This is a genomic window from Kosakonia sp. R1.Fl (assembly GCF_023516815.1).
Classification (GTDB): Bacteria; Pseudomonadota; Gammaproteobacteria; order Enterobacterales; family Enterobacteriaceae; genus Kosakonia.
Window position 1 is genome coordinate 2,060,534 of record NZ_JAMGSQ010000001.1, and the last position, 12,413, is coordinate 2,072,946.

At 57.2% G+C, this 12,413-nt stretch carries 8 protein-coding genes; 2 read left to right on the plus strand and 6 right to left on the minus strand.

The window, feature by feature from the left end:
* Window positions 1–163 precede the first annotated feature (163 nt).
* Window positions 164–985 carry a co-chaperone DjlA gene (gene djlA / locus M8Q36_RS09605; RefSeq protein WP_020456517.1) on the plus strand — a complete coding sequence of 274 codons (822 nt, stop codon included), beginning with the start codon at window positions 164–166 and terminating at the stop codon, window positions 983–985.
* A 40-nt stretch (window positions 986–1,025) separates the two neighbouring features.
* Here the strand turns inward: djlA and rluA are convergent, their stop codons facing one another.
* From rluA to araB, 6 genes are all read right to left on the minus strand, one after another.
* Window positions 1,026–1,685, minus strand: a complete 660-nt coding sequence (gene rluA / locus M8Q36_RS09610; RefSeq protein ID WP_200552680.1) for a bifunctional tRNA pseudouridine(32) synthase/23S rRNA pseudouridine(746) synthase RluA — start codon at window positions 1,683–1,685, stop codon at window positions 1,026–1,028.
* 9 nt (window positions 1,686–1,694) lie between these two features.
* The gene (rapA, locus tag M8Q36_RS09615) at window positions 1,695–4,601 is read right to left on the minus strand and encodes an RNA polymerase-associated protein RapA (protein WP_249880734.1); all 2,907 of its coding nucleotides are present in this window, start codon (window positions 4,599–4,601) and stop codon (window positions 1,695–1,697) included.
* Window positions 4,602–4,826: 225 nt separating this feature from the next.
* Window positions 4,827–7,184 (minus strand): DNA polymerase II, encoded by a 2,358-nt coding sequence (polB, locus tag M8Q36_RS09620; RefSeq protein ID WP_249880735.1) that lies wholly within the window; start codon window positions 7,182–7,184, stop codon window positions 4,827–4,829.
* Window positions 7,185–7,257: 73 nt separating this feature from the next.
* Window positions 7,258–7,953: an L-ribulose-5-phosphate 4-epimerase gene (gene araD / locus M8Q36_RS09625; protein ID WP_249880736.1), complete on the minus strand. Its 696-nt coding sequence runs from the start codon at window positions 7,951–7,953 to the stop codon at window positions 7,258–7,260.
* Window positions 7,954–8,002: 49 nt separating this feature from the next.
* Window positions 8,003–9,505, minus strand: a complete 1,503-nt coding sequence (gene araA / locus M8Q36_RS09630) for an L-arabinose isomerase (RefSeq protein ID WP_020456522.1) — start codon at window positions 9,503–9,505, stop codon at window positions 8,003–8,005.
* A gap of 10 nt (window positions 9,506–9,515) precedes the next feature.
* Window positions 9,516–11,207, minus strand: a complete 1,692-nt coding sequence (araB, locus tag M8Q36_RS09635) for a ribulokinase (protein ID WP_249880737.1) — start codon at window positions 11,205–11,207, stop codon at window positions 9,516–9,518.
* Window positions 11,208–11,544: 337 nt separating this feature from the next.
* Here araB and araC point away from each other — a divergent pair, with 337 nt between their 5' ends.
* Window positions 11,545–12,390 carry an arabinose operon transcriptional regulator AraC gene (araC, locus tag M8Q36_RS09640; protein WP_017457904.1) on the plus strand — a complete coding sequence of 282 codons (846 nt, stop codon included), beginning with the start codon at window positions 11,545–11,547 and terminating at the stop codon, window positions 12,388–12,390.
* Window positions 12,391–12,413 lie beyond the last annotated feature (23 nt).

A 12,413-nucleotide genomic window follows, 5' to 3' on the forward strand; every position in this document is an offset into this window, starting at 1 on the left:
TACGCTGGCAAACGGTCTGAGACTAACTTACTCGCCTTTGCAACGCTAGTTTTAATCCTGCCCGCGTTCGAGCCAGGGGGAGAAGACTGCGCCTGTGCATGGCATAGAATGACGGGTATGATAAAGCAAATTTTAGCCGACGGCATGACGATTTGGGGAGTATATGCAGTATTGGGGGAAAGTGGTTGGGGTTGTCATCGCTCTTTTCATGGGCGGCGGCTTTTGGGGCGCGGTTCTTGGGTTGTTAATCGGGCACTTTTTTGACAAGGCGCGCAGCCGGAAAATGGCGTGGTTTGCCAACCAGCGCGAACGCCAGACGCTCTTTTTCGCCACCACCTTCGAGGTGATGGGGCATCTAACCAAATCGAAAGGCCGGGTAACCGAAGCGGATATCCAGGTCGCCAGCCTGTTTATGGATCGCATGAACCTGCACGGCGAGTCGCGCAGCGCAGCGCAGCAGGCGTTTCGCGTCGGCAAAACGGATAATTACCCGTTACGCGACAAGATGCGTCAGTTTCGCAGCGTCTGCTTCGGACGTTTCGACTTGATTAGGATGTTTCTGGAAATACAAATCCAGGCGGCCTTCGCCGATGGCTCTTTGCACCCCAGCGAACGTGAAGTGCTGTACGTGATCGCTGAGGAGCTTGGGATTTCGCGTCTGCAATTCGATCAGTTTCTGCGCATGATGCAGGGCGGGGCGCAGTTTGGCGGTGGTTACCAGCATCAGCAGCAAGCGGGCGGTGGTGGCTGGCAGCAGGCGCAACGCGGCCCGACGCTGGAAGATGCCTGTAATGTTCTGGGCGTGAAGCCGTCAGACGATGCAACCACCATCAAGCGCGCCTACCGTAAGCTGATGGGCGAGCATCATCCGGACAAACTGGTGGCGAAAGGTCTGCCGCCAGAGATGATGGAGATGGCGAAACAAAAAGCGCAGGAAATTCAGAAAGCTTACGAGTTGATTCGCGAGCAGAAGGGTTTTCGCTAACGCCATTGAACTCTCCCGGTCGTCAGACCGGGAGAGTGATTTAAAAATCCACCGGCGCTTTAAACGTCATGCTGTTGCCAAACGCCGGATGGGTGATGGTTAGCGTCTCAGCATGCAGTTGCAAACGCGGAGCCATTGCCAGCGCTTCTGGTGTGGCGTAAAAACGGTCACCGAGAATCGGGTGACCTAACGCTAACATATGTACGCGAAGCTGATGTGAGCGCCCGGTAATCGGCTTCAGACGTACGCGAGCGGTGCCATCCTCATCAAACGCCAGCACTTCATACTCGGTCTGCGCCGCTTTGCCGGTTTCAAAACACACTTTCTGCTTTGGTCTGTTCGGCCAGTCGCAAATCAGCGGTAAATCCACCAGCCCTTCGGCTTTTTCCGGGTGACCCCAAACGCGTGCCAGATATTGCTTTTTCGGCTCACGTTCGCGGAACTGGCGTTTTAACTCACGCTCGGCATCTTTAGTAAGCGCCACCACAATCACACCGCTGGTCGCCATATCCAGGCGATGTACGGATTCCGCCTGCGGGAAGTCGCGCTGAATGCGCGTCATCACGCTGTCTTTGTGCTCATCCAGACGCCCTGGCACCGACAACAAGCCGCTGGGCTTGTTGACGACCATAATGTGTTGATCCTGATAAAGAATAACCAGCCAGGGATCCTGCGGTGGATTGTAGGGTTCCATCACCATGGGGCTCCGTTATTGGTGCGTCACAACAATCAAACGCAGCGCATCAAGCCGCCAGCTCGCCTGCGCCAGGCTTTCCAGCACTTGCTGGCGGTTGCTCTCAATAGCGGCCAGTTCGTCGTCGCGGATATTGGGGTTAACCGCTTTTAACGCTTCCAGGCGCGCCAGTTCCGCCGACAGTTTTTCATCCGCTTCGCTGCGCGCGGCGTCAATCAGCTCGCGCGCGGCGGCTTCCACCTGCGTTTCGCCTTTTTGCAAAATAGTGTGAACCTCCTGCTGTACTGCGTTCACCAGCTTGCTGCCGGTATGGCGGTTCACCGCGCTGAGCTGGCGGTTGAAGCTTTCGAACTCCACCTGACCGGCGAGGTTGGTGCCGTTTTTATCCACCAGCAAGCGGATCGGCGTCGACGGCAGGAAGCGATTAAGTTGCAGCTGTTTCGGTGCCTGCGCTTCCACCACGTAGATCAGCTCCAGCAGCAGCGTACCGACCGGCAGCGCTTTGTTTTTCAGCAGCGAAATCGTGCTGCTGCCGGTATCGCCAGAAAGGATCAGATCCAGACCGTTACGAATGATCGGATGTTCCCAGGTGACAAACTGCGCGTCTTCGCGCGAAAGCGCGACATCGCGATCGAAAGTGATGGTGCAGCCATCTTCCGGCAGGCCCGGGAAGTCCGGCACCAGCATGTGATCCGATGGCGTCAGCACGATCATGTTTTCACCGCGATCGTCCTGGTTAATACCTATGATATCGAACAGGTTCATGGCGAAGGCGATAAGTGCCGTGTCGTCGTCCTGCTCGGCAATACTTTCCGCCAGCGCCTGTGCTTTCTCACCGCCGTTAGAGTGGATCTCCAGCAAGCGGTCGCGGCCTTGTTCCAGCTGTGCTTTCAGCGCGTCGTGCTGCTCACGGCAGGTTTTGATCAACTGATCAAAACCATCAGTATTTTCCGGTGCCGCCAGGTAATTAATCAGCTCATTGTGAACGCTATCGTAAATAGTGCGCCCGGTCGGGCAGGTGTGCTCGAAGGCGTCCAGCCCTTCGTGATACCAGCGCACCAGCACGGACTGCGCGGTTTTCTCCAGATAAGGCACATGGATCTGAATATCGTGCGCCTGACCAATACGATCCAGACGACCGATGCGCTGCTCCAGCAGATCCGGGTTGAACGGCAGATCGAACATCACCAGATGGCTGGCGAACTGGAAGTTACGCCCTTCAGAACCAATTTCCGAGCACAGCAGAACCTGCGCGCCACTGTCCTCTTCGCCGAACCATGCCGCTGCGCGATCGCGTTCAATGATCGACATACCTTCATGGAACACCGCCGCACGGATGCCTTCGCGTTCGCGCAGCACCTGCTCCAGTTGCAGCGCGGTGGCGGCTTTGGCGCAGATCACCAGCACTTTTTGTGAACGGTGGCTGGTGAGGTAGCCCATCAGCCACTCAACGCGCGGGTCGAAGTTCCACCATGTTCCGGTATCGCCTTCGAATTCCTGATAAATTTGCTCCGGGTAGAGCATGTCGCGGGCACGCTCTTCCTGGCTTTTACGTGCACCCATAATGCCGGAGACTTTAATCGCCGTCTGATACTGCGTTGGCAGCGGCAGCTTAACGGTGTGCAATTCGCGTTTCGGGAACCCTTTTACACCGTTACGGGTGTTGCGGAACAGCACACGGCTGGTGCCGTGTCGATCCATCAGCATGGAAATCAGTTCCTGACGCGCGGCAGTCGCGCCTTCGCGATCGCTGTTGGCGGTTTGCAGCAGCGGTTCGATATCTTGCTCGCCCACTAGATCGCTCAACATATTGAGTTCATCGTTGCTCAGGCGTTCACCCGCCAGCAGCAGGGCCACGGCGTCGGCGACCGGACGGTAGTTTTGCTGCTTTTCAACGAACCGGGCGAAATCATGGAAACGGTTCGGATCCAGCAAGCGCAGGCGGGCAAAGTGGCTCTCCATCCCCAGTTGTTCCGGGGTGGCGGTCAGCAGCAGAATGCCCGGTACGCGCTCGGCCAGTTGCTCAATTGCCTGATATTCACGGCTGGCTTCGTTTTCGCTCCACACCAGGTGATGCGCTTCGTCGACCACCAGCAGATCCCATTCGGCATCGCACAGGTGCTCCAGGCGCTGCTTGTTGCGGCGCACGAAGTCGAGCGAGCAAATCACCAGTTGCTCAGTGTCGAACGGGTTGTCGGCATCGTGCTGCGCTTCGGCGTAACGTTCATCGTCAAACAGGGCAAAACGCAGGTTGAAGCGGCGCAGCATTTCAACCAGCCACTGATGTTGCAGGGTTTCCGGCACCACGATCAGCACGCGTTCAGCCGCGCCAGCAAGCAGTTGTTGATGCAGGATCATCCCGGCTTCGATGGTTTTGCCAAGACCCACTTCATCTGCCAGCAGCACGCGCGGCGCATGGCGACGGCCCACATCGTGAGCGATGTGCAACTGGTGCGGGATCAGGTTGGTGCGCTGGCCACGCAAGCCGCTCCACGGCATACGGTACTGCTCACTTTGGTATTTACGTGCGCGAAAACGCAGCGCGAAGCGATCCATACGGTCGATCTGCCCGGCGAATAAGCGGTCTTGCGGTTTGCTGAACACCAGTTTGCTGTCGAGCAACACTTCGCGCAGGGTGACATTGCTTTCCTGCGTATCCAGGCGTGTGCCGGTGTAAGCGAGCAGCCCGTTTTCCTCTTTTACGTCTTCAATTGTGAGCTGCCAGCCATCATGGCTGGTCACCGTATCACCGGGGTTGAACATCACGCGGGTAACCGGAGAGTCGCTGCGAGCGTACAGACGGTTTTCACCCGTGGCCGGAAAAAGGAGGGTGACCGTGCGCGCATCCATTGCGACGACTGTGCCAAGTCCGAGTTCGCTTTCCGTGTCGCTAATCCAGCGTTGACCAAGTGTAAAGGGCATAAATGAACTCTATATCTCAAATTGCAGGCAATAGTTCGTCACCGCCTGAAGGCAGGCGGGCGTATAAAATTTGGGGCCAGAAAAAGGAAGGGCGCTATGGTAAAGGAAGCAATCCCTTTCGTCACTACCTATACCTGCCGTCTTTCGCGCCGCATGGCGGCACAAACCTGAAATAGCCAGGGTATAGCGGTAGTGTTGCAAGCCGGGAAACGCGATAGATAAAACTCAAAAGAGTCCCAGCTGCCCTGTAAGTAGTGTAGCAAAGTCGTCGTCAATGAAAGGCAGAATTCCCTCGGCAACCGGCTGTAACTGTTTACTCAGGTAGTGATCGTAATCGAGCGGCGAGTGTTGGTAATCCACCGGTTCCGGCCCGCTGGTGGTCCAGACATACTTGATGGTGCCGCGGTTCTGATACTGCGCCGGGCGGCCCCGTTTGCGGTTCTCTTCATCCGCCAGCCGTGCAGCGCGCACGTGCGGCGGCACATTACGTTCATATTCGGAAAGCGCTCTGCGCAGGCGCTTGCGATAAATAAGCTGATCGTCGAGTTCGCCCGCCATCAGGCTGGCAATGGTTTCGCGCACATAGTCCTGATAAGGCTCATTGCGAAACACGCGCAGGTAGAGCGTTTGCTGGAACTGCTGCGCCAGCGGTGTCCAGTCGGTACGCACGGTTTCCAGCCCCTTAAACACCATGCGCTGGTTCTCGCCTTCCTGAATCATCCCGGCGTAACGCTTTTTGCTACCCTGTTCAGTGCCGCGAATGGTGGGCATCAGAAACCGGCAGAAATGGGTTTCAAACTCCAGTTCCAGCGCGCTTTCCAGTTGCTGGCTTTTAAGATGCGTCGACCACCAGCCGTTGACGTGTTCAACCAGCGCGCGGCCAATACGCGCGGCATCCTCTTCGCTGTGGGCTTTCTTTAGCCAGACGAAGGTGGAGTCCGTGTCGCCATAGATAACGTCGTAACCCTGCGCTTCAATCAGCGCTTTGGTCTGGCGCATGATCTCGTGGCCACGCATAGTGATCGATGATGCCAGCCGCGGATCGAAAAAGCGGCAGGCGCTGGTGCCGAGCACGCCGTAAAACGCATTCATAATGATCTTCAGCGCTTGCGATAGCGGCTTGTTGCCGTGACGTTTGGCCTCATCACGCCCGTGCCAGATCTGCCCGACAATCCCCGGCAGGCAGTGTTTTTCACGCGAAAACCATGCGCCCAGAAACCCCTCGGTGCTGTGCGTGTTATCCGGCTGCGCCATGCCTTCAACCAGTCCGACGGGGTCGATCAGGAAAGTGCGGATAATAGAGGGGTAGAGGCTTTTGTAATCCAGTACCAGCACCGAGTCGTACAGGCCGGGGCGCGAATCCATCACATAACCGCCGGGGCTGGCCTGCGGCGGCACGCCACCGAGATTCGGCGCGACATAGCCTGCGCGGTGCATGCGCGGAAAATAGAGGTGGCTGAAGGCCGCCACCGAACCGCCGTGGCGATCGACGGGCAAACCGTTTACCGTGGCGCGCTCCAGCAAAAACGGCATGATCTCCGTCTTGTGAAAGATGCGCGTCACCAGTTCACAATCTTTCAGGTTATAGGTGGCGAGCGCGGGTTTATCTTCTGCGAAACGCCGGTCGATCTCATCCATGCGATCCCACGGGTTATCAATCGCTTTGCCTTCGCCAAGCAACTCTCGGGAGACCGCTTCCAGCGAGAACGACGAGAAGTTCCAGAACGCGGATTTCAGCGCTTCAATCCCGTCAATAATCAGCCTGCCGGTGGCCTGTGCGAAGAAGACGCCATTCTTAAAACCGTGTTCGCGCCACTCCAGCTCGCTGCCGTTACGCCCGAGCGTCAGCGGTACGCGGTAGCGCTCGGCGCTTTTTTGCAGCACGCGCAAATCGAATTGCACGACGTTCCAGCCAATGATCACATCCGGATCGTGCGTGGCAAACCAGGCGTTGAGTTTTTCCAGCAGTTGTGGGCGGCTGGCAACATACTCCAGCTCAAAATCCAGCCCCTGCGCGCTGCCGTTTTCCGGGCCGAGCATATAGACCGTGCGCTGCCCGCAGCCTTCCAGGCCGATGCAATAAAGCTCGCCATGGCGGCTGGTTTCGATATCCAGCGACACCCATTTCAGCGGTGGGCGATAGTGCGGGCTGGGTTTCAGCCGCGCGTCAACCAACGCGGCACCTTGTGGCGTGCCGTCAACCCACACCGGCGCGGTGATAAAGCGCTCCATCAGAAAGCGTTCCGGCGGGCGGATATCGGCTTCGTAAATGGTGATGCCGTCCTCGCGCAGCATTTTTTCAATGCGCATCAGTTGGCGATGGGCGCGGCAGTAAAGGCCATATACCGGCTGGCGGTGAAAGTCGTTCAGGTTCAGCGGCGTTAAGCGCCACTGCTTTTCGGTTCGCAGCAGCAACTTAACCTTTTCCACCTGCGCGGCGGGAATAAAGGCGACCGACTCTTGCGGTGGCAGCACGAGGCGCAGCGGGCCATTATCCGTCGCCAGCCAGAACTCGACCTCGGTTCCGCCGGGGGTATCCCGCCAGTGTCGGGTTAAAATAAAACCTTCTTGCGCCTGCGCCACAGCCGTCTCTCATAAAACAAAACCAGGCGAGATTATAGCCTGGTTTGTTGTTGAGTGCTGTGGTTTTATACAGCTATTGGCCGTAGTAAGCCTTTGCGCCGTGCTTGCGTAAATAGTGTTTATCCAGCAGCGTTTGTTGCATGGCGGGTAATTCAGGCGCGAGCTGACGGCAGAAAATACCCATATAGGCCACTTCTTCGAGCACGATGGCGTTATGTACCGCGTCATCTGCGCTTTTGCCCCACGCGAACGGGCCGTGAGAATGCACCAGCACGCCGGGCATTTGCGCCGGATCGATGCCTTTTTTCTCAAAGGTTTCGACGATCACATTGCCGGTTTCCCACTCGTATTCGCCGTTGATCTCCTCGTCGGTCATCTTACGGGTACAGGGGATCTCGCCATAAAAATAGTCGGCATGGGTGGTGCCCGTTGCCGGGATCGGCTGACCAGCCTGCGACCAGATGGTGGCATGGCGAGAGTGGGTATGCACAATGCCGCCGATGGTCGGAAACGCCTGGTACAGCAGTCGGTGAGTCGGCGTATCGGAAGAGGGTTTTTTCGTGCCTTCAACTACTTCGCCGGTGGTGATGTTGACGACCACCATATCGTTAGCGGTCATGACGCTGTAATCGACGCCAGAAGGTTTAATCACCATCAAGCCGCTTGTACGATCAACGGCACTGACGTTGCCCCATGTCAGCGTGACCAGGTTATGTTTCGGCAGCGCCAGGTTGGCTTCCAGCACCTGCTGTTTCAATGCTTCTAACATGCGTTCCTCCAGGAAAGATGGCCTGCCGCAGCAGGCCGGGTGTTCCCTGTTAACGTTTTGAACCGTAATACACTTCGTTCCAGCGCAGCGCGTCTTTAAACGCAGGCAGGCGGGTGTCGTTGTCGATAACCGTCAGCTCAAGATCGTGCAGCTCGCTGAACTGGCGCATATCGTCGAGCGTCAGTGCCTGGCTGAAGACGGTGTGGTGCGCGCCACCGGCGAGGATCCACGCTTCAGAGGCGGTTGGCAGATCCGGCTGCGCTTTCCACAGGGCGTTGGCGACCGGCAGTTTCGGCAGATCGTGCGGGGTTTTCACCGCCTCAACGCAGTTCACCAACAGGCGGAAACGATCGCCTAAGTCGATCAGGCTGGCGTTAATCGCCGGGCCGGTTTTGGTGGAGAAAATCAGACGTGCCGGATCGGCTTTGCCGCCAATACCGAGGTACTGCACATCCAGCGTCGGTTTTTCGTCGATGGCGATAGAAGGGCAGACTTCCAGCATGTGCGAGCCGAGCACCAGATCGTTGCCGTGCTCAAAGTGATAGGTGTAATCCTCCATAAAGGAGGTGCCGCCGTTCAGCCCGCCGGACATCACTTTCATGATGCGCAGCAGCGCGGCGGTCTTCCAGTCGCCTTCACCGGCGAAGCCGTAGCCTTGCTGCATCAAACGCTGTACCGCCAGGCCCGGTAGCTGTTTCAGGCCGTGCAGATCTTCAAAGGTGGTAGTGAAGGCATGGAAACCGCCCTCTTCGAGGAAGCGTTTCAGGCCCAGTTCGATACGGGCGGCGTCAAGCACGTTCTGGCGTTTGTCACCATGAACCTGCGCGGCAGCCGTCAGGCGATAGCTGCTTTCATACTCATCCACCAGCGCGTTGACATCGCCATCGCTCACGGCGTTCACTACTTGCACCAGATCGCCCACGCCCCAGGTATTGACCGAGAAACCGAACTTGATTTGTGCCGCCACTTTATCGCCGTCCGTCACCGCCACTTCACGCATGTTGTCGCCGAAACGCACCACTTTCAGCTGGCGAGTATCTTGTTTTGATACCGCCTGGCGCATCCACGCGCCGATGCGTTGATGGGCGTGTTTATCCTGCCAGTGACCGGTCACCACACTGTGCTGCTGGCGCATACGCGCGCCGATAAAGCCGAACTCGCGGCCGCCGTGCGCGGTCTGGTTGAGGTTCATAAAGTCCATGTCGATGCTGTCCCACGGCAGGGACGCATTGAACTGGGTGTGGAACTGCAGCAGCGGCTTATTGAGGATAGCGAGGCCGTTAATCCACATTTTCGCCGGTGAGAAGGTATGCAGCCACACCACCATCCCGGCACATTTATCGTCGTAGTTAGCATCGCGGCAGATGTGGGTAATCTCATCCGGCGTGGTACCCAGCGGTTTCAGCACCAGTTTGCAGGGGAGTTTCGCTTCCGCATTGAGGGCGTTGACCACCTGTTCGGCGTGCTTCGTCACCTGTTTCAGGGCTTCCGGCCCGTACAGGTGCTGGCTGCCAATGACGAACCACACTTCATAATTGTCGAAAATAGTCATGATCTTGTCCTTAATGAGTTAACGCGGCCTGCGAGACTGTCGCGGCTGAAGGGAGATAGTGTTGCTCGGCGCTCTTCGCCCACTGCTGATAGCGGCGATAGAGGCGTTCAAACTGTTGCGCCTGCGCGGTCGGTTGCAGGGTTTTTTCGATGGCGCTGGCCATTTTCAGCTGCGCCGCCGGGATATCGGCATGCACTTGCGCGGCGACGGCGGCGAAAATCGCCGCACCCAGTGCGCAGCACTGTTCAGATTCAACCACCTGTAATGGGCGGTTCAGCACATCGCAGCAGGCCTGCATTACGCCGAGGTTTTTACGTGCGATACCGCCGAGCGCCATCACGTTGTCGACGGCAATACCCTGTTCGGTGAAGCACTCCATAATGGCGCGCGCGCCGAATGCGGTTGCGGCAATCAACCCGCCAAACAGCGCCGGGGCGTCGGTGCCGAGATTCAAATCGGTGATCACCCCTTTCAGACGCTGGTTGGCATTTGGCGTACGGCGACCGTTAAACCAGTCCAGCACCACCGGCAGGTGATCGAGCGATGGATTTTTTACCCACGCATCGGTCAGGGCAGGTAAGAGTTGTTTCTGGCTGGCTTTGATCTGCGCTTTCAGCTCAGGATGTTGCTGCGCGAGCTGCTCCAGCGGCCAGCCAAGCACGCGGCCAAACCAGGCATAGATATCGCCAAAAGCGGACTGCCCGGCTTCGAGGCCGATAAAGTCCGGCACTACGCTGCCATCGACCTGGCCACAAATGCCTTTTACCGCCCGTTCACCAACGCTCTGTTTGTCGGCAATCAGAATGTCGCAGGTAGACGTACCGATGACTTTCACCAGCGTATTCGGTTGTGCGCCCGCGCCGACTGCGCCCATATGGCAGTCGAACGCGCCGCCGGAAATCACTACGGATTCAGGCAAACCAAGGCGCTGCGCCCACTCGGCCGTCAACGTGCCGACGGGAATATCGGCGGTATACGTGTCGGTAAACAGCGGCCAGTTCAGGTGTTTATTAATGATGGGATCGAGTTCATCAAAGAATGCGGCGGGCGGCAGGCCACCCCAGCTTTCGTGCCACAGAGATTTATGCCCGGCACTGCAACGTCCGCGACGAATGGCTTCCGGGCGCGTGGTGCCGGAGAGCAGGGCGGGAACCCAGTCACACAGTTCGATCCACGACGCAGCAGCCTGCGCGACGGCGCTATCCGCGCGGGTAACGTGCAGGATTTTTGCCCAGAACCATTCGCTGGAGTAAATGCCGCCGATGTAGCGCGAGTAGTCAGTTTTGCCGGGGGTATGGCACAAGCGGGTTATGGCTTCCGCCTCTTCGACGGCGGTGTGATCTTTCCACAACACAAACATCGCGTTCGGGTTGTCGGCAAACTCCGGGCGCAGCGCCAGCACGCGGCCTTCGGCATCAATCGGCGCGGGGGTTGAACCGGTACTATCGACGCCAATGCCTTTGATCCCGGCGCGCTGTGCGTCGCTCAGTTCTGCCAGCACATTTTTCAGCGCCGCTTCCATCGACTCGATGTAATCGCGCGGGTGGTGGCGAAATTGGTTATGCGGCGCATCGCAATAACGTCCCTCCTGCCAGCGTGGATACCACTCGACGCTGGTGGCGATCTCCGCCCCGGATGTGCAGTCTACCGCCAGCGCACGTACTGAATCGCTGCCGAAATCGAGGCCAATTGTGATTGCCATGTATCTTGCTCCATGAAGAATAACCGTTAGAAAAACGATAGTGAGCGGCGGAAAAAAACGTCAGGCAGGATCCGCTAATCTTATGGATTAAAATGCTATGGCATCGCAAAGTGTGACGCCGTGCAAAAATTCGATGTGGACATTTCTGCCGCCTTTATAGACACTTCCGTTATCCCTTTTTGCCCTGTTCAACGGCGTTTAAAAGGCGTAATCGCTTTTGTCTGGCGGGATTAGACAATTGGCGTGTTTATGCCCCTTGCCTGCGGACGGCGGAGGAATGACGGGATTCTCAATATGGACAATTGGTTTCTTTACCAGGCACGGGAGTATTGCGTTTATGGCTGAATCACAGAACGATCCACTGCTGCCAGGGTACTCGTTTAATGCGCACCTGGTGGCGGGGCTGACCCCCATTGAAGCCGACGGTTATCTCGATTTTTTTATCGACAGGCCGCTGGGCATGAAGGGCTATATCCTGAATCTCACCGTGCGCGGCGAGGGTGTGGTGATGAACCATGGCAAGCAGTTTGTTTGCCGCCCTGGCGATATTCTGCTTTTCCCGCCGGGTGAAATTCACCACTACGGGCGTCATCCTGACGCCACCGAGTGGTATCACCAGTGGGTTTACTTCCGTCCGCGCGCTTACTGGCACGAGTGGCTGAACTGGCCGACACTGTTCGCGCAAACCGGTTTTTACCGCCCTGATGATGCGCATATGGAGCGTTTTCGCGAGCTTTTCGCGCAAATTATCGATGCCGGGCAAAGCGTTGGGCGCTATGCGGAACATCTGGCGATAAATCTGCTAGAACAACTGCTCCTGCGGCGCATGGAAGCGATTAACGAATCGCTGCACCCGCCGCTGGATAACCGCGTGCGCGACGCTTGCCAGTACATTAGCGATCACCTGGCGGATAACCATTTTGATATCGCAAGCGTTGCTCAGCATGTTTGCTTGTCACCTTCGCGCCTGTCACACCTTTTTCGTCAGCAACTGGGCGTGAGTGTGCTGAGCTGGCGCGAAGATCAGCGTATCAGCCAGGCAAAATTACTGCTTAGCACCACACGAATGCCAATTGCCAGCGTAGGGCGCAATGTCGGCTTTGACGATCAGCTCTATTTCTCGCGGGTTTTTAAAAAATGCACTGGTGCCAGCCCCAGTGAATTCCGCGCCGGATGTGAATAAAAGGTAAAGAATGGCAATGAAAG

Bases quoted from the DNA above. Each gene is read 5' to 3' on its own strand.
- rapA (WP_249880734.1), bottom strand. From the start codon at position 4,601: ATGCCCTTTACACTTGGTCAACGCTGGATTAGCGACACGGAAAGCGAA.
- araA (WP_020456522.1), bottom strand. From the start codon at position 9,505: ATGACTATTTTCGACAATTATGAAGTGTGGTTCGTCATTGGCAGCCAG.
- araB (WP_249880737.1), bottom strand. From the start codon at position 11,207: ATGGCAATCACAATTGGCCTCGATTTCGGCAGCGATTCAGTACGTGCG.
- araC (WP_017457904.1), top strand. From the start codon at position 11,545: ATGGCTGAATCACAGAACGATCCACTGCTGCCAGGGTACTCGTTTAAT.
- rluA (WP_200552680.1), bottom strand. From the start codon at position 1,685: ATGGTGATGGAACCCTACAATCCACCGCAGGATCCCTGGCTGGTTATT.
- araD (WP_249880736.1), bottom strand. From the start codon at position 7,953: ATGTTAGAAGCATTGAAACAGCAGGTGCTGGAAGCCAACCTGGCGCTG.
- djlA (WP_020456517.1), top strand. From the start codon at position 164: ATGCAGTATTGGGGGAAAGTGGTTGGGGTTGTCATCGCTCTTTTCATG.